Origin of the sequence: Microbacterium sp. KKR3/1, from assembly GCF_021272365.1 — a bacterium.
GTDB classification, from domain to species: Bacteria; Actinomycetota; Actinomycetes; order Actinomycetales; family Microbacteriaceae; genus Microbacterium; species Microbacterium aurugineum.
Genome location: NZ_JAJSDW010000002.1, coordinates 185,810 through 208,186 on the forward strand (window position 1 = coordinate 185,810; position 22,377 = coordinate 208,186).

Genomic DNA, 22,377 nt, shown 5'->3' on the forward strand with positions numbered 1-22,377 from the left:
GCGCAGAGTGCGGGCGGGAGAGGAATGCTCTCCCGCCCGCACCCGAATAGCCGGCTGCTACTGGCCGAGCTCGTTCTGAAGGTCGGTCTGCGCCTGATCGAGAGCCTCCTCCGCGGGCGTGCCGTTCTCGTAGATCTCGTTGAGCGTGACCGTGCGGAACTGGTTGTCGACCGTGGGAAGGGACGGGTTGGAGAACGACTCGAAGTGACCGATCCCGTCCTTCACCGAGTTCAGCACGTCGAACAGGTTCGTCTGGAAGTACTGGTTGAACTTGTTGTCCGGGTTCTTCGTGACCTTCTCGTCTTCCCAGACCGACATGTTCACGGGATCGAAGCCCAGCTCCTCCCACACCTTCACGTTCGCTTCGAGCGACAGCTTGCTGTAGGCCGCGAACTCGCTGGCGATCTCCTTCTTCCCGCTGCCGGCCATCACGGCGGTGCCGGTGCCACCGCCGCCGATGGTCAGCACCTCGGAGCCCTCGATCTGCGGAGCGGGAGCGATCGCGATCTTCCCCGCGAGATCCGGCATGTAGTCGACGAAACGCGAGGTGTACCACGCGGGGTAGACGACGGCGGCGTAGTCGCCGTCGTTGATGGCGCCGAAGGCCTCCTCGCTGTCCGGGCTGCCACCGGGGATCGTCGAGAGCGCTCCCGACTCCTTCATGTCCTGGAACATCTCCATCGTGTCGACGACCTCGGGGCTGTTCACATCGACGTCCCCCCGCCCGTCCTCGGCGAAGAGCTGCCCGCCGTTCTGTGCGATCGCGAGCGGCTCGGTGAAGAAGATGCCCGTGCTGGCGACGCCGAACGCCTTCCCGGTCGCCGTGGAGTACTCGGTGCCGGCGGAGGCGAAGTCATCCCAGGTCTCGATCGTCGTGTAGTCGATCCCGGCGCTGTCGAGGAGTTCGGTGTTGTAGAAGCTCACGAAGGCGCCGACGTGGGTCGGGAAGCCGTAGATCTTGCCGTTCCTGCTGTAGAGGTCGAGCCGGGCCTGCACGATGTCGTCGGTGTAGGGCGCGGCGACCTCCGTCAGATCCGCCAACGGCGGGTTGTCGCCCTTGACGAAGTTCGCGAACTTGCCCACCTCGATGTCGGCCAGGTCGGGGAGGCCCTCCCCGGAGTTCACGGCGAGCAGGAGCTTGTCGTGCATGTCCTGATAGGGGTAGACGGTGATGTTCAGGTCGATGGCCTTGTCGGGGTTCTCCTTGTTCCAGCTCTCGGCCATCTGCTCGTAGACCTGGCCGTGGAGCTCGGCGAAGACCCACATGTCCAGTGTGGTGGTGCCGTCGGCGTTCGCGCCGTCGTTCTGCGGGGTGCCGCTCGCGCAGGCGGACAGAACGCCGACCGTCACTGCTGCCACGGTCGCCGCGGTCAGAATCCTTCGGAATCGCATGGTCATACTCCTGACTGTGTGGGGGATACGGGGGAGAGGATGGTTCGGTGTCAGCCCTTGACCGCACCGGCGGTCATGCCCTGCACGAAGAACCGTTGGAACGCGAGGAAGAGGATGAGGAGGGGGATCAGGGAGAAGAACGAGCCGATGATCAGCAGTTCGTAGTTGTTGCCGTACGGCGTGAGCAGCGTGTTCAGGCCGATGGGCAGGATGAACTTGTCCGGCGAGCGCAGAACCAGCAGCGGCCAGAGGAAGTTGTTCCAGATGATCATGCTGTTGAGGATCGCCATCGCCGCGAACGCCGGTTTGGCGATCGGTGCCACCAGACGGAAGAAGATGCCGAACTCCGACACTCCGTCCATGCGACCGGCCTCGAGGATCTCCTTCGGGATGCCGAGGAAGTACTGCCGGAAGAAGAAGATCGTGACCGCCTGGGCGAGGAACGGGAGGACGACGATCCAGTACTGGTCCGTGGCGCGCATGTCGTTCACCTGGACGTACAGCGGCAGCATGAGCATCTCGAACGGGATCGTCATGAGGATGATCACGAGGATGAAGCCGAGGCTCTTGCCGCGGAACTCGTACATCGCGAACCCGTAGGCGACGAACGAGCTCACGAGGAGAGTGCCCACCAATTGCACGACCGTGAGCACGAGACTGTTCCAGAACCATTGGAAGTACAGGCCGGAATCGGTGAAGAGCATCACGTAGTTGTCGAAGCTCAGTGTCGACCAGTCGGTCGAGAACGAGATCCCGTTGCGGATGACGTCGTTGCCGTCCTGAAAGGTTCCGAAGACGATCGCGAGCACCGGGACGAGCGAGACGAGAGCGATGAGGATCAGGAAGCCGCTCTGTATCAGTCCCGCCGTGCGACGCGACATCCGTGGTCGTGTGCGGGTGGTAGGCGGCGTCGCGGAGGTCTGGTACATCATCGAGCCGACTCCTTCTTCAACGTGCCCGTGGCGATGAGCTGAGTGAGATTGATCGCGAGGACCAGCACGAGGAGCACGACGCCCACGGCGGAGGCGAAGCCGAGGTCATTGTCCTGGATGCCCTTGCGATAGAGGTAGCCGACGATCGTCAGGCCCTGGTTGTTCGGTGAGTTGTTGCCGGCGTAGAGCATGAAGCTCTCGAGGAACATGGCCAGACCGCCGTACACGCTGATCGTGGTGACGTAGACGATGGTGGGCTTCAGCCCCGGCAGGGTGACGTTGAAGAACTGCTGGACCTTGCTCGCACCGTCGATCGACGCCGCCTCGTAGTACTCGGTCGGGATCGCCTGCATGCCGGCGAGGAAGTACATCGTGTTCACGCCGGCCCATCTCCACAGCGCCAGGAGGAGCAGCGCCGTGAGACCGGTGAGGTCTTCGCGTAGCCAGCGGACGGGCCCGAAGCCGAAGAACTCGACGACCTGGTTCATCAGACCCGAGTCGGTCTCGGAGAACATTAGTCGGAAGATGATGCCGGCGACCACGACGGACGTCAGAGCGGGGATGAAGAGCGAGGACTTGAAGAAGTCCTTGATGCGGCTGTTGCCCAGTCGGGAGTTGATGATCGCCGCCAGCACCATCGGGATCGGGACGAGGATGACCAGGGTGAGGAGCATGTAGCGGATGCTGTTGAACATGGCCTTCCAGAACACCTGGTCGCGCCAGAGCCGCTCGTAGTTCTCCGTACCGATGAACGTGGCCTGACCGTAGAGCACCTCCTGGAAGCTCATCGTCACCGATCGGCCGACGGGAACCAGCCAGAAGACGAGCACCGTGAGCACGAAGGGCAGGATGAACAGGTAGGGAGCGAGACGCTGGTTGTAGAGCAGCTTCTTCATGCGCCGCGACCCCTTCTCAGCGTTCCAGAATTCACAACGATGTAAACAGGCTGACAATGCGCCACGTCACCGTGCCGGCGATGCGTGCTCGTGAGGCTGTGGGGGCGTCGCGCTGGTTCTCGATCAGTCATGGCAGCTTTCTTCCTCGAACTCATGCCTGGGTGGCGTTTCTCGCCGGAGCTTCGGGTGGCGCGGAGATGTCGATGCTCCATGAACCGGGTCGTTTGCTCCGCCTCCACCTGTCTTCGCTGAACAGGTTATGCTCCTGCCGAGAGATTTACAACGTTGTATATTGGTGACGCACACGTCCTCACTCGGAAGAGCACCCATGCCATCGGCCCATCTGACCATCGACCCGCATTTCGTCACCGGGCGCATTCAGCGTCGACTGTTCGGCGGCTTCGTCGAACATCTCGGCCGCCACGTCTACGACGGAATCTATGAACCCGGGCATGAGGCCGCGGATGCGGAGGGGTTCCGCCGGGATGTCATCGACCTCGTCAGAGAACTCGGCGTCTCGACCATCCGCTATCCCGGCGGCAACTTCGTTTCGGGATTCCGATGGGAAGACTCGGTCGGCCCTCGTGAACAGCGGCCCCGGCGCCTCGACCTCGCCTGGCACTCGACCGAGACGAACGAGGTCGGGCTCCATGAGTTCGTCTCGTGGCTCGACAAGGTGGGCAGCGACCTCATGATGGCGGTCAACCTCGGCACCCGGGGAACGCTGGAGGCACTGGATCTTCTCGAGTACGCGAACATCCGAGGAGGGACGGCGTTGAGTGAGCGGCGTCGAGAGAACGGGCGCGACGAGCCGTTCGGTGTCGAGATGTGGTGCCTGGGCAACGAGATGGACGGTCCGTGGCAGCTCGGCCATCGCTCTGCGGACGACTACGGCAAGGTCGCCTCGCAGGCGGCCAAGGCCATGCGACAGATGGACCCCGATGTCACGCTCGTCGTCTGCGGGTCATCGAGCCGGCACATGCCCACGTTCGGCGAATGGGAGCGCGTCGTGCTCGGGCACACCTACGACGACGTCGACTACATCTCCTGCCACGCCTACTACGAGGAGAAGGGCGGAGACCTCGACTCGTTCCTCGCGTCCGCCGTCGATATGGATCGCTTCATCGAGTCGGTGGTGGCGACGGCTGATCACGTCGGGGCCGTACGGGGCAGCACGAAGAAGATCGACCTCTCCTTCGACGAGTGGAACGTCTGGTACCTCGACCGGTTCCGCGACGTGGACAAGATCTCCGGCATCGACAACTGGCCGATCGCTCCGCGTCTGCTGGAGAACGTGTACTCGGTCGTCGACGCGGTCGTCTTCGGCAACCTCCTCATCTCGCTGATCAAGCATGCCGATCGGGTCACGAGCGCGTCGCTGGCGCAGCTGGTGAATGTGATCGCGCCCATCATGACCGAGCCGGGCGGGCCCGCGTGGAGGCAGACCACGTTCTACCCCTTCTCGATCACTTCGCGCCTGGCCCAGGGGGACGCGCTCGAGCTCAAGCTCGACGCTCCCTCCTACCGCACCGCACTGTATGGCGAAGTGCCACTCGTCGACGCGGTGGCGACGCACGAGTCCGAGACCGGGCGCTCCGCCGTCTTCCTGGTGAATCGGAGCACGACGGAGGCGATCACGGTCACCGTGGACATCGCCGGACTCGGCGACGTCGGGGTGTGCGAGGCCCACACCCTGAGCGATGACGACGTGTACGCCGTGAACACGCTTGCCGAGCCGGAGCGCGTCACCGTCCGCGACAACGACACGGTCGCCCTCGAAGGAGGACTGCTCACGGTGACTCTGCCGCCCGTGTCCTGGTCCGCCATCGCTCTGGGCTGAACTCACCGGCCCGAGGTCCGAGACGGGGTGATCGCGTTGCGAGTGCGCAGAGGTCTCGTCAGCGTGTGAGCCAGCTCCGCAGGGACCGGGTCACGAAGGGCAGTACCCAGTAGGCCATGATCGGGGTGAGGACGAGAGTCGTGACGAGCACTCGCAGCCAGATCGGGAGACCGTCCCAGCCGGGAACGGGACTCAGGGCGTAGGTGAAGGCCAGGTTGACCGGGAAGAAGCCCAGCCAGATCGAGGTCGCCTGTTTCCACCGCGGAGGCGCAGGCGCGACGGTGACCGTGGCGGTGCCGCCCTCGGAGGACGGGAGCGTGATGGTCCCGGTGGTCGGCTCGTCGAACCAGCCCTCGATGCCGGTGCGCCGTTTCGAACGCTCGCTCCGCACGAAGCCCTCGCCCATCGACAGCCACCAGGTGCGTTCGGCCGACTGCTCCCACGCGACCAGCGACTCCTCGCTCGCGAAGCGGTAGAGCATGTGCCACACCTGCGAGTCCTCGCCGGCGCGCACCCAGCCGGAGCCGAGGAAGCCCGGATACTTCGTCGCGAGGTTCACCCCCGTCTGCACCCAGGCGGTCGCCTCGGTGATGCGGCCGGGGTCGACCTCGCGGCGGATGGACACGGTGACGGGCTCGGACATGATGCGGTCCTCGGAGAACGGACGCCCGGGGTCGGGGCGTCGAAGCGGATGCGCCAGGGTGGCAGCGCACGGTCGATTCTAGGTGGATTCGGACGGACGCCGCCTCCACGAGGAGGACCCCCGCCGACCCGATTCGGCGGGGGTCTCGCGGCGTGGGAGCCGCGACGGGAGCGAGAGTGCTCACCGTGCGCGCGGTGGACGTGACACCCGATCCGGTCTGAGTCTCTGTCCGCGCATCTGCAGTTGTACCCGGGGGAGATGGCCGGCCGGTGAACGCGGTGCGAACACCCCCGACGGATGAGAAGACCCACGTGGCAAAAAATGCTAGGACGTCCTAGTAAATCTCCGGAGGCCAGAGTAAACTCTTCAATGTGCCAATGACGGCACGGAGGGATGTCGCACAATGACTCGTACCATCGCCCATTTCGTAGGCGGATCGCTTCTCACTCCCGACTCCGGTCGCTTCGCCGATGTGTTCGATCCGAGCACCGGTGCCGTGCAGGCGCGGGTGCCGCTGGCGTCGGCCGAGGAGGTCCGCCGGGTGATCGCCAACGCTGAGGAGGCCCAGGTCGCCTGGGCCGCGACCAACCCGCAGAAGCGTGCGCGGGTGCTGCTGCGCTTCCTCGATCTGGTGCAGCGCGAGATGACGCCGCTCGCCGAGCTCCTCGCGAGCGAACACGGCAAGACGGTCGACGATGCCAAGGGCGACATCCAGCGCGGTCTCGAAGTCATCGAGTTCTCGGCCGGGGCTCCGCACCTGCTCAAGGGCGAGTACTCCACGGGCGCGGGGACCGGAATCGACGTCTACTCGATGCGGCAGCCCCTGGGCGTGGTCGCCGCGATCACTCCTTTCAACTTCCCCGCCATGATCCCGCTGTGGAAAGCGGGGCCCGCGCTCGCAGCGGGGAACGCCGTCGTGCTCAAGCCCAGCGAGCGCGATCCCTCGGTGCCGGTGCGCCTCGCCGAGCTCTTCCTCGAAGCGGGACTTCCCGCCGGGGTGCTCAACGTCGTGCACGGTGACAAGGAGGCGGTCGACGCGCTGCTCACCGATGACCGCATCCGGGCCGTCGGGTTCGTCGGGTCCACACCGATCGCCGAGTACATCTATGGCACCGCGACGGCTCACGGCAAGCGGGCGCAGTGCTTCGGCGGAGCCAAGAACCACATGATCGTGATGCCGGACGCCGACCTCGATCAGGCGGTGGATGCGCTCATCGGTGCGGGCTACGGTTCGGCCGGAGAGCGCTGCATGGCGATCTCGGTGGCCGTTCCGGTCGGACAGGAGACGGCCGACGCTCTCGCCGCCAAACTCACCGAACGGGTCGCCCAGCTGCGGGTCGGGCCCTCTCTCGCGGCGGACGTCGATTACGGGCCGCTGGTCACCCGCGCGGCGGTGAAACGGGTCGAGGGGTACATCCAGCAGGGCGTCGACGAAGGAGCGACCCTCCTCGCCGACGGCCGCGGCTTCACCGTTCCCGGTCACGAAGAGGGGTTCTACCTCGGACCGACCCTGTTCGACCACGTCACGACCGAGATGGCGATCTATCGGGAAGAGATCTTCGGCCCGGTGCTCGTGATCGCCCGTGCTGCCGACTACGAAGAGGCGCTGCGCATGGCCTCGGAGCACGAGTACGGCAACGGCGTCGCGATCTTCACGCGCGACGGTGACGCCGCACGCGACTTCGCCGCCCGCGTCGAGGTCGGGATGGTCGGCGTGAACGTGCCGATCCCGGTGCCGATCGCGTACTACACGTTCGGCGGCTGGAAGCGCAGCGGGTTCGGAGACCTCAACCAGCACGGCACCGACGCCTTCCGGTTCTACACGAAGACCAAGACGGTGACGAGCCGCTGGCCTGCGGCGGGCATCCGCGACGGCGCCAGCTTCGTCATCCCCACCATGCACTGATCCGTACCGTCCGGCACGAAACTCCCACAAGGAACCACGATGACCATGACCACCGTCACCACCACAGCCGAAGAGCGCGAGGCGATCATCGGCGCCGTCCGTGAGTTCGCGGAGACCGAGCTCGCCCCGCACGCCGCGGAGCGCGACGAGAAGCACCTGTTCCCCCGCGAATCGCTGAACCGTGCTGGTGAGCTCGGCCTCGGCGGCATCTACGTGGACGAGGAGTTCGGCGGCACCGGCCTCAGCCGCCTCGACACCGTCGCGATCTTCGAGGAGCTCGCGAAGGGCGATCCTGCGGTCGCGGCCTACATCTCCATCCACAACATGGTCGTGTGGATGATCGACACGTACGGCGACGATGCGCAGCGTGGGCAGTGGCTGCCGGCGCTCACCTCGATGTCCGAGTTCGGCGGGTACTGCCTGACGGAGCCGGGCGCGGGATCGGACGCTGCGAACATCGCGACGAGCGCGGTCCGCGACGGCGACGACTTCGTACTCACCGGCGTCAAGCAGTTCATCTCGGGCGCGGGCGAGGCCGCCGTCTACGTCGTCATGGCACGCACCGGAGAGCCGGGCGCGCGGGGGATCAGCGCGTTCCTGGTGCCGGGCGACGCCGAGGCGTTGAGCTTCGGGGCGCCGGAGAAGAAGATGGGTTGGCATGCGCAGCCGACCCGCCAGGTGATCCTCGACGGCGTGCGGGTTCCGGCCTCCGCCATGCTCGGCGACGAAGGGCGTGGGTTCGCCATCGCGATGTCGGCCCTCAATGGAGGTCGGCTCAACATCGCTGCCTGTTCGCTGGGCGGCGCGCAATGGGCGCTCGACAAGGCCGTGCAGTACGTGCACGAGAGGATGGCCTTCGGAGAGCCGCTCGCCGAGAAGCAGTCGATCCTGTTCGCGATCGCCGACATGCGCACCGACCTGCACGCCGCACGCCTCATGGTGCGCGACGGCGCGCAGGCGGTCGATGAGCATGCACCCGACGCGACGATGCGCTGTGCGATGGCCAAGCGCTTCGCGACCGATGCCGGATTCGACGTCGCGAACCGGGCGCTGCAGCTCCACGGCGGCTACGGGTATCTGCAGGACTACGGCATCGAGAAGGTGGTCCGTGACCTGCGCGTGCATCAGATCCTGGAAGGGACCAACGAGATCATGCGGCTCATCGTCGGTCGCGAGATGCTGCGACCTGCGGGTTCCGCCTCCCTCCAGCGCGGCGGCGGAGACCAGATTCGGAGCGGGTCATGACTCGCGTAGCCTTCCTCGGTCTCGGGCACATGGGCCTCCCCATGGCCAGGAACCTCGTCGCCGCCGGTCATGAGGTGCACGGCTTCGACCTGGTGCCCGCCGCCGTCGAGACGGCGCAGGCGGCAGGGATCCCGGTTGCGGCGAGTGGAGCCGATGCGGTGGCCGAGGCGGACGTCGTCATCACGATGTTCCCTGCCGGAAAGCACGTGATCGAGGCGTATCGCACCGAACTGCTCGCCGCCGCGCGACCGGGCACTCTCTTCATCGAGTCGTCCACGATCGCCGTCGATGAGGCGAGGGCGGCACACGCGCTCGCGCTCGCCGCGGGGCACCGCAACATCGATGCCCCGGTCTCGGGAGGTGTGGTGGGTGCCGAGAACGGCACGCTCGCCTTCATGGTCGGTGGCTCGGACGAGGACTTCGCCGCAGCGCTGCCGCTGCTGGAGGTCATGGGCAAGCGCATCGTGCACTGCGGCGGGCCCGGGCTCGGCCAGGCGGCGAAGGTCTGCAACAACATGGTGCTCGCGGTCTCGCAGATCGCGGTGGCCGAGGCGTTCGTGCTGGGGGAGCGACTGGGCCTCGCGCACCAAGCGCTGTTCGACGTCGTGTCGCAGGCATCCGGCCAGTGCTGGTCGATCACGACGAACTGCCCCGTTCCCGGCCCGGTTCCCACGAGTCCGGCCAACCGCGACTATCAGCCGGGCTTCGCCGGGGCGCTGATGGCGAAGGACCTCGGCCTCGCGCTGCAGGCGATCGAACAGACATCGACCGACGCCAAGATGGGCCGTCTGGCGCAAGAGCTCTATGCCGCCTTCGCCGCCGGTGACGGTGCGACCCGGGACTTCTCGGGCATCATCACGGATATCCGCGACGACCGCGTGTGAGCACTGCGTTCGAATCGCGCAAATGGTTCCATTCGCGGTGCGGACGGATTCGTTTGCGCGATTCGAAGGCCAGGGTGAATGCTGAAGGAGATCCGACGGAGAGGGCGACATGACCGAATACGAGACCATCCTGGTCGAGCAGCGCGGACGAGTGGGGTGGATCACCCTGAACCGACCCGGCGCGCTGAACGCGTTGAACAGCCGACTCGCGGAGGAGGTCACCGCGGCCGCCGTCGCCTTCGACACGGACGACGCTGTCGGCGCCATCGTGGTGACCGGGTCCGAGAAGGCGTTCGCGGCCGGCGCCGACATCAAGGAGATGGAGAGCATGTCCGCGGCGGAGATGCTCGAGACCGACCACTTCGGCGTCTGGCATGACTTCGCCGCGGTACGCACCCCCGTGATCGCGGCGGTCTCCGGCTTCGCCCTGGGCGGGGGCTGCGAGCTCGCGATGATGTGCGACATCATCCTCGCCGCGGACACCGCGAAGTTCGGCCAACCGGAGATCAACCTCGGCGTCATCCCCGGGATGGGCGGTACGCAGCGCCTGATCCGTGCGGTCGGCTACTACAAGGCGGCCGAGCTGGTGCTTTCCGGACGTTTCATGGGGGCGGAGGAAGCCGAGCGCGCAGGTCTCGTGTCGCGCGTCGTTCCGGCATCCGAGCTCCTCGCCGAGGCGGCGACGCTCGCCGACTCCATCGCCGCGAAGTCGCTGCCGTCCGTCTATGCGGCGAAGGCCGCGCTGGATGCGGCGATGGAGACGACCCTCGCCGACGGCCTCGCGCACGAGAAGCAGGCCTTCGCGGCGCTGTTCGACACCGCCGACCAGAAGGAAGGGATGTCGGCGTTCCGGGAGAAGCGGTCGCCGGACTTCCAGAACCGCTAGGTGTTCGTTCGCAACTCCTCAGAAAGGAGTGCGTCGCGCGGGAAACGCCGCTTCGCGCGGTGCTCGTCGGAGATTCCTGAGGAGTTGTGAACGCCCTCAGTCGGAGAGGGCGTCAAGGACCTTCGCGATCCGGCGTTCGCGCGTTGCATCCTGTTTGGCCTCGGCCACGCTCCGCGCGTGCTCTTTGCGTACGGAGTACGACAGTGCGTCGAAGCGTGCGCGCACGGCAGGGTCGGTCTCCAGGGCTGCAGCGAGCTCGGCGGGGATGTCGACGGTGCGCTCGGCTGAATCCAGCCGGATCACGGCATCGATCTCCTGCCCGATCTCCAGCCCGAGTTCGGTGCGGACGGCCTTGCTGAACCCGATCAGGTTCTCGTCGCCCATCCGTGCCAGTCGCAGGCGGGCGGTGCGTCCGTCGATGGTGACGGCGACCGGGAAGGCTTTCCCGGCACCGAATGACGCGACCTGCTCGTCCGTGAGCAGGATCGCCGCGGCAGGGCCGCGACCGGTGAGGACGGTGTGCAGACGCAGTTCGCTCATGCCGACAGGGTACGCCCGGGGTCCTCGATCTCGGCGGCCAGAATCGTGTTGCGTTCGCTGATCAGGCGGCGCATGTACGCGCCGAGGAACAGGGCGTCGACGATTCGGCCGAGCGGACCGAAGGGCGACCGGAACGTCACCGTGTCCCGCATGAGCGTGCCGGACGGATGCGCAACGAACCGGTGCTCGTGCAGGAACGCCGCGAACGGGCCGGCGATCTGTCGGTCCGAGAAGCCGTGGGGTGGATCGATGTCGAACACGACGGAACGCAACCGGAACGGGACGCCGAAATGACGTGCCCGCCACGTGACGGTCGACCCCTCCGTGAACGATCCCCCCGCCGGTGCCTCCACGATCGACTCGCCGTGTCGAGCCATCGAGCGGACGTGCAGCTCAGGGTCCAGCGACGCGGCGAACACGGCAGCGGGTGGTGCGGCGATGAGCGTCTCGAGGACGAACCGGGGCATGTCAGAGCGGCTCGGGATGCGGGCGAGGGTCCGCGAAGTCGCCTGCGGCTTTGCGGAGCCGTGCGACGATCGCGACGAGTTCCGCGGCGTCGTCTCCGCTCATGCCGGGATCGACGAAGACCTCGGAATTCAGGGACCGGGTGGCGCGTTCGACCAGTTCCCGCCCGGCATCCGTGAGGGCGAGGAGCGCGGCCCGACCGTCGTGCGGGTGCGGCTCCCGCACCACGAGCCCATCGCGGACCAGTCGCTCCGCCGTGCTCGTGACCGTGGTCGGGTGCACCTGAAGGCGAGCGACGACACTCGACAAGGGGAGGCGTCCGGCGCGGCTGAACGCGAGCAGACGCAGCACCTCGAACCGGGCGAAGCTGAGCGCGAACGGCTTGAGCGCCGCATCGACGCGGGCGAGCAGGAGCTGTTGGGCCCGCATGACCGAGGTGACGACAGCCATGCCGTCGGCGGCATCCGTCCACCCGTGCGCGATCCACTGCCGCTTGGCCTCGGCGAGCGGGTCAACGGGGAGCGGGCGGGGTCGGGTCACCTCTCTACGGTACCGGCGGCGGCGTGCGGCGGACGGAGCGTGGGGAATACCGCAGCCGGAGTGTGGGGTATGTATACATTGTCGGGGCAATTCTGGGGTCCCGACCGTGGTTTCCTCCGCTTTTGGCTACATAGAGGCCCATGCGGATAGACTCAGCGTGTCGTGAGGAGCAATCGATGAAGATCTTCGTCTTGGTCAAAGAGGTGCCCGACACCTATGGCGATCGCAAACTGAATCTCGAGACCGGGCTCGCTGATCGCGCCGCCGGAGATGTCGTCCTGGACGAGATCACCGAGCGTGCTCTCGAGGTCGCCCTCAGCTACGCCGACAAGAACGACGGGACCGAGGTCGTCGCCCTCTCGATGGCTCCGGCCGGCTCGACCGCCTCCGTGCGTCGGGCGCTCGCGATCGGCGCCTCGTCGGCAGTGCACATCGCCGATGAGGAACTCGTGGGTGCCGATCTCGGCCTCACCGCCGAAGTGCTGGCCGCCGCGATCCGCCGCGGGAACCCCGACCTGGTGATCACCGGGAACCTGTCGACTGACGGCTCGGGCGGTGTCATCCCGGCCATGCTCGCCGAGCACCTCGGGTTCGCGCAGGCCACCGCTCTCACGTCGGTCGAGATCACCGACGACGGCGTATCCGGGGTCCGCGGTGCGGATGCAGGCAGTCAGCCGATCACGGCGTCGCTGCCCGCAGTCATCTCGATCACCGAGGCGCTCCCCGACGCGCGCTTCCCCAACTTCAAGGGCATCATGGCGGCGAAGAAGAAGCCGCTGGAGGTGCTCTCGCTCGCCGACCTCGAGGTCTCGGCGGATCCGTCCGCAGCGCCGCGAACCATCATGACCGCGGTGTCTGAGAAGCCTCCGCGCGCGGCCGGCGTGAAGATCACCGATGAAGGCGATGCCGCCGACAAGCTCGTCGACTACCTCGTGCAGAACAGGTTGGTGTGAGATGACTTCTTCCGAGAACCCGATCCTCGTCCTCGTCGACGTCGACCCCTCCGGCTACGTCGCGACCAGCACGGCCGCGCTGATCGGTGCCGCGTCGACGGTCGGTACGCCCGTGGCGCTGATCGTCGGCGGCAGCCCTGCGGCGGTCGATCAGGCCGCCGCGGCCGGAGCATCCGTGGTGCTGACGGCCGACGGAGACCCCACCGCGCTGACGGTCCCGATCGTGGACGCGTTGCAGGCTGCGGCAGCCCAGGTGCGACCCGATGCTGTGCTCATCTCGAACTCGATCTCCGGTCGAGACGTGGCAGGACGATTCGCGGTGCGCACGAAGAGCGCGCTGTCGGTCGACGCGGTCGGTGTCTCCCGCGACGAGGAGGGGGTCGTCGCGCACCACTCGGTCTACGGCGGCGCGTATCTGGTCGACTCCGCTCCGACATTCGGAACCCCGGTGATCACGGTGCGTCAGGGCGCGGTCGATGCGCGTGCCGAGGCGGTGCCGTCGCACTCGGTCGAGGTGCTCGATGTCACCCCGTCCGGGGTCGTTGTCGCGACGGCTGGTCCGGTCGAAGCGGTCGAGGTCGCCTCCTCCCGCCCCGAGCTGCGAGGCGCCACACGGGTCGTCTCGGGCGGTCGCGGTCTCGCCTCCAAGGAGAAGTTCGTGCTCGTCGAGGAGCTCGCCGACGCGCTCGGAGCGGCGGTCGGTGCCTCCCGGGCCGCCGTCGACGCCGGATACATCCCGCAGTCGCACCAGGTCGGACAGACGGGCGTCTCGGTCTCTCCGCAGCTGTATGTCGCTCTCGGCATATCCGGAGCGATCCAGCACCGTGCGGGCATGCAGACGTCGAAGAACATCGTCGCGATCAACAAGGACCCCGAGGCGCCGATCTTCGAGGTCGCGGACTTCGGCATCGTCGGCGACGTGTTCACCGTGGTCCCCCAGGTGATCGCGGCGCTCGAGGCGCGGAAGAACTAGTCATGGCGACGCGGATGCTGCGACGCGGTCTGCCGCGGGTGCCGGGCGGGGACCCCTGGCCCCCTGCGGATGCCGTGGCCGTGGAAGCGGCCGACGCTCCCGAGCCTTCGGACGTGTCGCTCCCGGAGGCGACCGTACCGGTCGCTGAACCCATCGCGGCCGAGGTCGCGCCGGAGGCGGACGCGCTCGCACCGCGTGTGGGGTCCGTGAACGGAGCCGTCGCGGCGACGACGGGTGTGGTCGCCTCCTCCTCCACCGCGAGCATCCGGCGAGGGCTCCCGCGCGTGCCCGGGGGTGAGCCGTGGCCGCCGGCCAGTGGTGCGCTGGCTCCCGTCGCGGAAGAACCAGCAGCCGCGGAGGCGGTGCCCACGCCAGCATCCTCGGTTGCGGCATCAGCCTCGGCTGTGGCATCCGGCCCGGTCGTGTCGGACACCGTGGGCGCTGCTGCTCCTGTGCCGACGCCCGGGCCCGCCGCGACGTCGGAGGCGCACGCCTCCTCGGCGACCGGTGTTCGACGTGGGCTGCCTCGTGTCGTCGGTGGTGAGCCGTGGCCGCCCGCCGGCGTCACTCCGATCGTCCCCGCAGCCGCGGCCCCTGTCGACGCTGCTGCTACCGCTTCCGAGCATCCTGTTGCTGCCGAGCCCCCTGCCTCCGCGGCCGCGCGGGTCCCGACCGCTGCTGTCGCCACCGTCGATACGCCGCTGGCGTGGAAGCGCACGGTGTGGGACGGCCGTGCACCGCGGCACGTGGCTGTGGCCCCGGAGCCCGCACGTCGTCGTCCGACCTGGACCCAGGCGATCGCCGTCCTGTTCGGCGCCGCTGCGCTCGGGGTGCTCGCCGGAGCCGCCATCGCGCTGGTGCGCACGCTCCTGAGCTTCCCGTTCATGCAGGACTTCCTCGCGGCCTTCCCCGGTGAGTACGAGCCGGCTATCGAGGTCGCGCCCGGATTCGCACCGTGGGTGAACTGGGCGCACTTCTTCAACATGTTCCTGATGGTGCTCATCATCCGCTCCGGACTCCAGGTGCGCACGGAGAAGCGTCCGACGGTCTTCTGGACGCCCCGCGGCAATGCGAAGGGCAAGATCAGCCTGAACCTGTGGTTCCACCAGGCGCTCGACATCCTGTGGCTCGTGAACGGCGTCATCTTCGTGGTGCTGCTGTTCGTCACCGGGCACTGGGTGCGCATCGTGCCGACGAGCTGGGAGGTCTTCCCGAACGCACTGTCGGCGGCCCTGCAGTATGTGTCCTTCGACTGGCCGCATGAGAACGGCTGGAACAACTACAACAGCCTGCAACAGCTCGCGTACTTCGCGACCGTGTTCATCGCGGCTCCCCTCGCGGCGATCACCGGTTTCCGGATGTCGGGACTGTGGCCGAAGAAGGCCGAGAAGCTGTCGAAGGCATATCCGGTCGAATGGGCTCGTGCCCTGCACTTCCCGATCATGCTGTACTTCGTGGCATTCATCATCGCGCACGTGGCGCTGGTGATGCTGACCGGATTCCTGCGCAACCTGAACCACATGTTCGCCGCGCAGGATGCCGTCACCTGGACGGGATTCTGGGTCTTCGTCGTCTCGATCGTCGTGATCGCCATCGGCTGGGCGGCCGCCCGTCCGCTGGTGCTCGCTCCGATCGCGAAGGTCTTCGGAAAGGTCTCGGGTCGCTGACACCGGATACGGGTGTGCGAGCATTGACACGCAACCAAGCAAGCGCTTGACTGGAGCGGTGTTCGCGCCCCTCGCCTTCTTCTCCTTCGTCCGCCTCGGCGACCGCTCTCAGCATGCCGCGTACAACCGCTGGCATCAGCTCGATCATCGCCCGGAGAACCTCGCTCTCCCCGGTGTGGCCTGGGGGGACCGCTGGGAGGTGCGCCCGGAATACGCCGGACTCGGTGAGGGATCACTCGCCGGCGCCGTCGACTTCGTCGCCATGTACTGGTTCCGTGACCCGGTCGAGGAATCCGTCGCGGCCTGGGATGCCCTCGGCGAGGCGTCCTTCCAGTGGGGGCGGGGGCCGTTGATCCCCGGCATCCACCGACCGCTGTTGGCATTCTTCCGTCCGGTCAAGGGCTATGCGGCTCCTCGCGCGCTGGTCGCTCCGGAGGTGCTGCCGTACCGCCCGCACCGCGGCATCCATGTCACCGCCACACGGTTCCCCGAGCCGCACAGTGCCGAGGCTCATGCGGCGCACCGGCGCGAGGACCGCGAGCTCATCCCAGCGCTGCTGGAGCTCGACGGGGTCGCCGGAGCATGGACCTTCTCCTACAGCCACCCTCAGCGTCATTCGTCGCTGCCCTTCGAGGAGACGCCCGCCGATCCGCCGGGGAGCATCCGCATCCGCCTCGTGTACCTGGAGGAGGATCCGGCCGACATGGCGCCGGCGCTGCAGGCAGCCGAAGGAGAGTTCTCGGAGCAGGGGGAGCGGCTGCTCTCCACGCCTGTGAAGACGATCATCCCCTGGCAGGACTGGTGAGCAGCGAGGCTCTGGAGCGCCGGCTGCGGTCTCTGGAGGACCGCGCCGCGATTGCGGATCTCATCGCACGGTACGGACCGGCCGTGGACGCGGGCGACGCGGATGCGGTCGCAGCGCTGTGGGTACCCGACGGTACCTATCAGTTCGACGACACGGTGCTGGAGGGCGGCGGCATCCGTGGCCTGGTGGGCATCCCGACGCACGAGGAATACATGCGCCGCGGCTGCGCGCACATCGTGTCGGCGCCGCGGATCGAGATCGACGGAGACGAGGCCGTGGCGGTGACGCACTCCGTGGTGATGCTGCGCGAAGGGGATCGGTGGGTCGGCGAGCGGGTCAGCGCGAATCGGTGGGAGATGCTTCGCACTCCCGACGGGTGGCGCGTCCGGCACCGGCGCAACAGGTTGCTCGACGGCGCCGCCGCCGCCAGAGAACTTCTCGTTCCCTGACTCGGCGGGGGGAGTCAGACGCCGAAGCGCGACAGAGGCGACTCGCCGGACGAGGCGAGGCGGGCGAGGGTGCGGGCCCGCGGGCCGAGTGCGCTGCCGAAGCGCACATCCCAGGAGTCGTGGCTGTCGTCGCCGAGGGCGATCCGGGCGTGGTGCGGCCAGTTGGGGTCGTCCAGCAGCTGTCGTCCGAGCAGTACGAGATCTGCGTCGCCGTGTGTGATGAGGCGGGAGGCCTGCTCCGGATCGACGACGAGGCCGACGGTCGCGGTGGGCACACCCACCTCCGCCCGGATGCGTCGCGAGAAGTCGGCGTGGAAGGAGAAGCCGCGCCGGATGCGCGTGTCGACCGCTCTGTCGGTGGTGATCCCGCCGGAGGAGGTGTCGATCAGATCGACGCCGGCGTCTGCGAGGCGACGTGCCATCTCGACCGTCTCGTCGATGCCGGCGCCACCCTCGGCGCCGTCGACCGCCGAGACGCGGAACGACAGGGGGATGCCCTCGCCGATCGCGGCGCGCACGGCGGCGACGACCTCGAGGGGATAGCGGAGACGGTTCTCGGCGCTCCCGCCATAGTCGTCCGAGCGGCGGTTCGAGACGGGTGAGAGGAACGAGTGCAGCAGATAGCCGTGCGCGCCATGCAACTCGACGAACCGGAAGCCGGCCGTCACCGCGCGGGTGGCCGCGTCGTGCCAGTCCTGCACGGAACGGCTGATCTGCTCCGTCGTGAGGGCGGCGGGCACGGTGTGGCCGAGGCCGGCTGCCAGGGCGCTGGGAGCGACCAGGGGCCAGGGACCGAATCCGGACGCCGCATCCTCAGCATCCAGGGGTGCGCCTGCGCGCCAGGGTTCCCGCACAGCGGCGCGCCGTCCGGCATGACCGAGCTGCACGCCGGGCACAGCGCCGGCCGCCGAGACGAGTGCGGCGATCCGACGCCATCCGGGGATCTGCTCGTCGCTCCACAGGCCGGCGTCGAAGGGCGAGATGCGGCCGTGCGGGTGCACGGCCGTCGCCTCGGCGATCACCAGCCCGGCGCCGCCGAGGGCGAAGCGGCCGAGGTGCGCGACATGGAAGTCGGTGACCAGACCGTCCGACGACGCGTACATGCACATCGGTGAGACGCCGATGCGGTTCGGCAGGGTGACATCGCGAAGGGCGAGCGGAGAGAAGAGTGTCATGCGGGTTCCTTGTTCGGCGGCGGACGGAGGAACGCGGCGAACACCGCTGTGACCACGCCGCAGAGGGACGCGAAGCCGAGTGACAGTTGCAGCGCCGGTTCAGAGAGGAAGGCCGGATCGACGGATGAGGGGAGGGCGGCGATCACGAAAGCGAAGAGCGCGGACGCCACGGCTCCCGAGAGGGTGCGGATGACGGAATTGAGGCCGTTCGCCGTCGACACCTCGTCTCCCGGGACCGATGCGGTGATCAGGGAGGGCATCGCCGCGAACGCGAAGGCCACGCCGGCTCCCACGAGTGCGGAACCGATGACGACGGACAGCACGCCGCCGTGGAACAGCATTCGGAACAGGAACGCCGCCGCCATCGTCGCCGACCCGAGCAGCAGCGCCCGGCGCCCGCCGAAGCGGTTGATGACGCGCGCGGCGAGCGGAGCGAGGAGGATCATCGTCAGCGCGGACGGCAGGAGGAGCATCCCGGCCGCGGCGGTGGCGACCTCGAGGCCGTAGCCGGTGGACGCAGGGGCGAGGGCTTCCTGCGTCGTGAGCAGGTGGTTGGCGTACATCCCGAACGTCGCGAAGAATGAGGCGATGTTGATCGGCAGGATCGGCGCACGCATCGCCGTTCGCACGTCGATCAGCGGCGCGGGATGCCGCCGTTCCCATCGCATCCAGACGACGAGCGTCACGAGTGCGAGGAACGCGAGAGTGAGCGTGGGCGAGCCGGTCCATCCCCAGTACTGTCCCCGCGAGATCGCGAGCAGCAGGGCGGTGAGTGCAACGGTGAGCAGGGCCGCGCCGATGAGGTCGAAGGTGTGGGAGCCGCCCGTCGGGGCTTCGGCGATGCGCCAGCGGATCAGGATGCAGAAGACGCCTCCTACGATGGCCGAGCACCAGAACACCGTCGACAGGCCGCCCCATTGGAGTAGCGGCCCGGCGAGGACGAGCCCGAGCGCCGAGCCCATTCCGAGGGTCGCGCTCATGAGCGCGATGCCGAGGACGGCCCGGCGGCGCGACACGAGCGCGCTCAGCAGACCGATGCCGATCGGGACGACCGCGGTGCCGAAGCCTTGCAGTGCGCGTCCGACGAGCGCGGCACCGAAACCGGGGATCACCGCGGCGATCACGGAACCGAGCACGAGCAGACCCATCGACACCAGGAGCATGAGGCGTCGGCCGTGCAGGTCGGCGAGTCGGGTGACCATGGGGGTGCCGACCACTCCCGTGAGCAAGGTGACCGTGATGAGCCAGGAGGCATCAGCGGCCGTTGTGTCGAGGAGGTCGGGGATGAGCGGGAGGAGGGGGACGATGAGGGTGAACTGCAGCGACGTCAGCATGCCGCAGGCGGCGAGCAGTGCCACCACCATGCGCTCGTGGCGCTCTGATTCCGACTTCACCGTCACCGTTCCGCTCGGGGGAGCGCTGTCCCTTCGTCAGGCTATCCGGATCTCGCGGAATGAACAAGCGATTGCTAGGGTCATGTCATGACCAGCCTTCCGGATGACGTGGTCGCCGTCGACGAGGTCGAGCGCGAGGCGTGGGAGGCGGGGCGACTGCTCGAAGCCCGCGAGCTGGGTGACGGGTTCTGGAGTCTTCCGACGTGGATCCCGGAGGGGACCTTGCCCGGCACCCTCGGCTACGCGCTCATCGGTGACGACGGTGTGCACCTGATCGATCCCGGCTGGGATACGCCGGAGAACCTCCACCGCATCGAGCGGGCTCTGGCTGCTGAGGAGAGGTCGCTGTCCGACATCCGCACCATCATCGTGACCCACCATCATCCGGACCACCTCGGGATCGCGGGTCGCATGCGCACGCTCACCGGAGCTCGTCTGGTGATGTCCGCAGCCGAGCGGAGCGTGCTCGCCGCTGTCACCGCCCCCGCCGCGCGCGATCCGGAGGCATACCGCGACACTCTGGCGCGCTGGGGCGTCCCAGAGGGGCGGCGCGAGGAGCTCGTCGCCTCGTTCGCGCGCCCCTCCCTCACCGGCGATGTCGAGCCTGATCTCCAGGTCGTCGACGGGGACGTGCTCGAGCTCGGCGGGCACCGCCTGGAGGTCATCGCGACGCCGGGCCACACGGGCGGCCACATCTGCCTCGCCGATCGTGCGAGCCGGTTCCTCTTCACCGGGGACCACGTACTTCCGCGCATCTACTCGGGGGTCGGCATCGGGATACTGGCCGGGACGGAGCCGATGGGGGACCTCCTGTCGTCGCTCGACCGTCTCGCCGAGTTCGACGACTTCACCGTGCTTCCCGGCCACGAGTTCCGATTCGTCGGGCTGGCGTCGCGGCGCGGCGCGATCTCCGCCCATCATCTGCGGCGAACCGGCGAGGTGGCCGCGCTGGTCACGAAGCTCGGCGACCGCTCGGTGTGGACCTATGCCAGCCGACTCACCTGGACTTCGGGCTGGCGTGGTCTCGACGGCTTCTGGCTGCACTCGGCCCTGCGGCAGACCGAGATGCACCTCGAGCTGGTGCGCAGCGGCCGGGCGCAGGGCTGGCTCAACCCCGACTGATCACCCGATGGTGCAGACGCCAGCCCGCTGCGGTGCGCACGAAGGTGTCGGCGTAGACGCCCATCGCGGCGAGGGTCGGGGCCCCGTCGGTTCGCCGGTAGTAACGGAAATAGGAGCGCGCGCTCGCGCGGTCCTCGTCGATCTCCACCGCGATGCTCGAGATGTCGTGGCGGGTGTGGGTGCCTGGACCCTGGATGCCCGACGCGCGGCGGTCATGAACGCCGACGAGCAGTGCGTCCCGCCCTCTGATGGTCTGCACATCCATCGGCAGATCGGTGGCATCGGTGAGATCCCAGATCGCATCCGGGGTGAAGCACGCGATGTACTCCTCGGGATCCCCGGCGTCGGCGAGATGCGCGATGCGCGCGAGGAGCATCGCGATGTCCTGGCGGTCGCCGATCGTCCGCAGATCGGCGCTCACGCCGTCTCCCCGGCCCAGCGCTCGAGATGCACGCGGAGGGCGGCCGGGATCGGCACGGGGTCCTGCGCGGGAGAGACCGTGACGATCGTGCTCTCGGCGCGGGCGACCGTGATCCGATCCTCCAGGCGGGTCATCTCGAAGGCGAATCGGAAGGAAGAACGGCCGACGCGCCCCATCCTCAGGTCGATCCGGATCTCGTCGAACAGCCGAGCTGCGGCCAGGTACTCGCAGGTCGTGGCGCGAGACACCGTCCACCAGCCGAAGCGTTCGACGAGGGTGTCCTGCCGTAGCCCTTGCAGGTAGAGGAACTCGGACTGCAATCCCTCCATCTTCGGGAACCAGGCGGCGTAGTAGAGGATGCCGGCGGGGTCCGTGTCGGCGTAGCTGAGACGCACGGTGTGCGAATGGATGATCGGCCGGTCGGCGGCCTCGATCACTGCGTCACCGTCCAGCCGCCGTCGACCGGGAGGAACACGCCGTTGATGTAGCCGGCGAGCGGCGAGAGCAGGAAGAGTGTCGCCCAGGCGATGTCATCAGCGGTGGCCATGCGGCCCAGCGGGATGCGGGTGAGCACCCTTCGGCCGATCTCGCTACCGGCGAACCCGGCCAGGCGTGGTGTGTCGGTCATCCCCGGCGCGACGCCGTTGGAGCGGAACTCCTTCGCGTGGTGCGCCGCGAGATGGCGGATGTAGCCCATGATCGCGGCCTTAGAGGCCGAGTACCAGGCGTTGTCCGTGCCGACCAGGTTGCCGGCCACCGACGTCGTCGCCACCATCGCCGCGCCCTCTCCGGGGTCGGCGGCCGACCACGCCTGCGTCATCCGGCGGACGCTTCCGACACAGATCTCCAGCGCTCGGTCGAACGGGATGTCCGAGCTGGAGGCGGGGCCGGCGTTGTTGTGGAGGTAGCGGATGGTCCCGAGCACACGACGCGCATCGGTGAACCCGCCGTCCACCGCGGTGTCGTCCGACACGTCCGCTACCCAGGTGTGCACGGCGGGCGCAGTGTCGTGCACGAGCTGCGCGGTCTCCTCGAGGCCTCCCGGGTTCAGATCCCACAGGCTGACGGCGAGTCCGAGCTCTGCGGCGTGCACTGCGGTAGCGCGGCCGATGCCGCTCCCGGCGCCGGTGATGAGCACCGCGTCTCCTGCCGCGAATCCGAAGTCGACTGCACTCATACCGCGCTCCTTTGCCCAAGCATTTGCTTGTTTGACTCTAGCGTCGTCGCGGCGGCAAGGCCACCCCCCGCC

Annotated in this window: 23 protein-coding genes; 11 read left to right on the forward strand and 12 right to left on the reverse strand. The window is 67.9% G+C overall.

The features are described from left to right. Positions 1-57 precede the first annotated feature (57 nt). Genes LVJ59_RS12555 through LVJ59_RS12565 form a run of 3 tightly spaced genes read right to left on the reverse strand, consistent with a single transcriptional unit; the run spans position 58 to position 3,220 of the window. Complete coding sequence (locus tag LVJ59_RS12555) at positions 58-1,398, reverse strand: ABC transporter substrate-binding protein (RefSeq protein ID WP_232763311.1); 1,341 nt, start codon at positions 1,396-1,398, stop codon at positions 58-60. Between the two features lie 44 nt (positions 1,399-1,442). Further along, positions 1,443-2,324: a carbohydrate ABC transporter permease gene (locus LVJ59_RS12560; RefSeq protein ID WP_232763312.1), complete on the reverse strand. Its 882-nt coding sequence runs from the start codon at positions 2,322-2,324 to the stop codon at positions 1,443-1,445. Next, positions 2,321-3,220 carry a carbohydrate ABC transporter permease gene (locus tag LVJ59_RS12565; protein ID WP_232763313.1) on the reverse strand — a complete coding sequence of 300 codons (900 nt, stop codon included), beginning with the start codon at positions 3,218-3,220 and terminating at the stop codon, positions 2,321-2,323. The genes LVJ59_RS12560 and LVJ59_RS12565 overlap by 4 nt, the downstream gene beginning before the upstream one ends. A gap of 328 nt (positions 3,221-3,548) precedes the next feature. On the opposite strand from LVJ59_RS12565, the gene LVJ59_RS12570 reads away from it, so the two are divergent. After that, complete coding sequence (locus tag LVJ59_RS12570; protein ID WP_232763314.1) at positions 3,549-5,060, forward strand: alpha-N-arabinofuranosidase; 1,512 nt, start codon at positions 3,549-3,551, stop codon at positions 5,058-5,060. Between the two features lie 58 nt (positions 5,061-5,118). Here the strand turns inward: LVJ59_RS12570 and LVJ59_RS12575 are convergent, their stop codons facing one another. Further along, positions 5,119-5,703, reverse strand: a complete 585-nt coding sequence (locus LVJ59_RS12575; protein ID WP_134352303.1) for an antibiotic biosynthesis monooxygenase — start codon at positions 5,701-5,703, stop codon at positions 5,119-5,121. Between the two features lie 403 nt (positions 5,704-6,106). On the opposite strand from LVJ59_RS12575, the gene LVJ59_RS12580 reads away from it, so the two are divergent. The 4 genes from LVJ59_RS12580 to LVJ59_RS12595 all read left to right on the forward strand — a co-directional run bounded on the left by LVJ59_RS12580 (position 6,107) and on the right by LVJ59_RS12595 (position 10,624). Then, positions 6,107-7,609: a CoA-acylating methylmalonate-semialdehyde dehydrogenase gene (locus tag LVJ59_RS12580; RefSeq protein WP_232763315.1), complete on the forward strand. Its 1,503-nt coding sequence runs from the start codon at positions 6,107-6,109 to the stop codon at positions 7,607-7,609. 39 nt (positions 7,610-7,648) lie between these two features. Then, complete coding sequence (locus LVJ59_RS12585) at positions 7,649-8,854, forward strand: acyl-CoA dehydrogenase family protein (protein WP_232763316.1); 1,206 nt, start codon at positions 7,649-7,651, stop codon at positions 8,852-8,854. Then, a complete protein-coding gene (gene mmsB, locus LVJ59_RS12590) occupies positions 8,851-9,738 on the forward strand; it encodes a 3-hydroxyisobutyrate dehydrogenase (RefSeq protein WP_232763317.1) in 888 nt (295 codons plus the stop codon). The genes LVJ59_RS12585 and mmsB overlap by 4 nt, the downstream gene beginning before the upstream one ends. Before the next feature lie 109 nt (positions 9,739-9,847). Then, complete coding sequence (locus tag LVJ59_RS12595) at positions 9,848-10,624, forward strand: enoyl-CoA hydratase-related protein (protein ID WP_232763318.1); 777 nt, start codon at positions 9,848-9,850, stop codon at positions 10,622-10,624. 96 nt (positions 10,625-10,720) lie between these two features. Here LVJ59_RS12595 and LVJ59_RS12600 read toward each other — a convergent pair whose 3' ends face one another. From LVJ59_RS12600 to LVJ59_RS12610, 3 genes are read right to left on the reverse strand one after another with little or no spacing between them, the layout of a single operon-like run. Then, on the reverse strand, positions 10,721-11,164 hold the full coding sequence (locus LVJ59_RS12600) for a YdeI/OmpD-associated family protein (RefSeq protein WP_232763319.1): 444 nt from the start codon (positions 11,162-11,164) through the stop codon (positions 10,721-10,723). Continuing rightward, the gene (locus LVJ59_RS12605; RefSeq protein ID WP_232763320.1) at positions 11,161-11,631 is read right to left on the reverse strand and encodes an SRPBCC family protein; all 471 of its coding nucleotides are present in this window, start codon (positions 11,629-11,631) and stop codon (positions 11,161-11,163) included. Before LVJ59_RS12605 ends, LVJ59_RS12600 begins: the two co-directional genes overlap by 4 nt. A gap of 1 nt (position 11,632) precedes the next feature. Then, positions 11,633-12,169 carry a MarR family winged helix-turn-helix transcriptional regulator gene (locus tag LVJ59_RS12610; RefSeq protein WP_047522251.1) on the reverse strand — a complete coding sequence of 179 codons (537 nt, stop codon included), beginning with the start codon at positions 12,167-12,169 and terminating at the stop codon, positions 11,633-11,635. 176 nt (positions 12,170-12,345) lie between these two features. Between LVJ59_RS12610 and LVJ59_RS12615 the strand changes: the two genes are divergently transcribed. From LVJ59_RS12615 to LVJ59_RS12635, 5 genes are read left to right on the forward strand one after another with little or no spacing between them, the layout of a single operon-like run. Then, positions 12,346-13,122, forward strand: a complete 777-nt coding sequence (locus LVJ59_RS12615) for an electron transfer flavoprotein subunit beta/FixA family protein (RefSeq protein WP_232763321.1) — start codon at positions 12,346-12,348, stop codon at positions 13,120-13,122. Position 13,123: 1 nt separating this feature from the next. After that, a complete protein-coding gene (locus tag LVJ59_RS12620) occupies positions 13,124-14,095 on the forward strand; it encodes an electron transfer flavoprotein subunit alpha/FixB family protein (protein WP_232763322.1) in 972 nt (323 codons plus the stop codon). A 2-nt stretch (positions 14,096-14,097) separates the two neighbouring features. Beyond that, positions 14,098-15,762: a cytochrome b/b6 domain-containing protein gene (locus tag LVJ59_RS12625; RefSeq protein ID WP_232763323.1), complete on the forward strand. Its 1,665-nt coding sequence runs from the start codon at positions 14,098-14,100 to the stop codon at positions 15,760-15,762. A gap of 58 nt (positions 15,763-15,820) precedes the next feature. Continuing rightward, on the forward strand, positions 15,821-16,567 hold the full coding sequence (locus LVJ59_RS12630) for a hypothetical protein (RefSeq protein ID WP_232763324.1): 747 nt from the start codon (positions 15,821-15,823) through the stop codon (positions 16,565-16,567). Then, a complete protein-coding gene (locus tag LVJ59_RS12635; protein WP_052193431.1) occupies positions 16,564-17,016 on the forward strand; it encodes a nuclear transport factor 2 family protein in 453 nt (150 codons plus the stop codon). The genes LVJ59_RS12630 and LVJ59_RS12635 overlap by 4 nt, the downstream gene beginning before the upstream one ends. Before the next feature lie 14 nt (positions 17,017-17,030). Here LVJ59_RS12635 and LVJ59_RS12640 read toward each other — a convergent pair whose 3' ends face one another. Then, positions 17,031-18,191, reverse strand: coding sequence for an NADH:flavin oxidoreductase/NADH oxidase (locus LVJ59_RS12640; RefSeq protein ID WP_232763325.1), 1,161 nt, complete (start codon positions 18,189-18,191; stop codon positions 17,031-17,033). Beyond that, the gene (locus LVJ59_RS12645; protein WP_232763326.1) at positions 18,188-19,585 is read right to left on the reverse strand and encodes an MFS transporter; all 1,398 of its coding nucleotides are present in this window, start codon (positions 19,583-19,585) and stop codon (positions 18,188-18,190) included. The genes LVJ59_RS12640 and LVJ59_RS12645 overlap by 4 nt, the downstream gene beginning before the upstream one ends. A gap of 87 nt (positions 19,586-19,672) precedes the next feature. Here LVJ59_RS12645 and LVJ59_RS12650 point away from each other — a divergent pair, with 87 nt between their 5' ends. Continuing rightward, positions 19,673-20,707 carry an MBL fold metallo-hydrolase gene (locus tag LVJ59_RS12650; protein WP_232763327.1) on the forward strand — a complete coding sequence of 345 codons (1,035 nt, stop codon included), beginning with the start codon at positions 19,673-19,675 and terminating at the stop codon, positions 20,705-20,707. Here LVJ59_RS12650 and LVJ59_RS12655 read toward each other — a convergent pair. Genes LVJ59_RS12655 through LVJ59_RS12665 form a run of 3 tightly spaced genes read right to left on the reverse strand, consistent with a single transcriptional unit; the run spans position 20,694 to position 22,305 of the window. Next, positions 20,694-21,128: a nuclear transport factor 2 family protein gene (locus LVJ59_RS12655; RefSeq protein WP_232763328.1), complete on the reverse strand. Its 435-nt coding sequence runs from the start codon at positions 21,126-21,128 to the stop codon at positions 20,694-20,696. The genes LVJ59_RS12650 and LVJ59_RS12655 overlap by 14 nt on opposite strands. Then, entirely contained in the window at positions 21,125-21,565 is a 441-nt protein-coding gene (locus tag LVJ59_RS12660; RefSeq protein WP_232763329.1) for a thioesterase family protein, read from the reverse strand. The genes LVJ59_RS12655 and LVJ59_RS12660 overlap by 4 nt, the downstream gene beginning before the upstream one ends. After that, on the reverse strand, positions 21,562-22,305 hold the full coding sequence (locus LVJ59_RS12665; protein ID WP_232763330.1) for an SDR family NAD(P)-dependent oxidoreductase: 744 nt from the start codon (positions 22,303-22,305) through the stop codon (positions 21,562-21,564). Before LVJ59_RS12665 ends, LVJ59_RS12660 begins: the two co-directional genes overlap by 4 nt. Positions 22,306-22,377 lie beyond the last annotated feature (72 nt).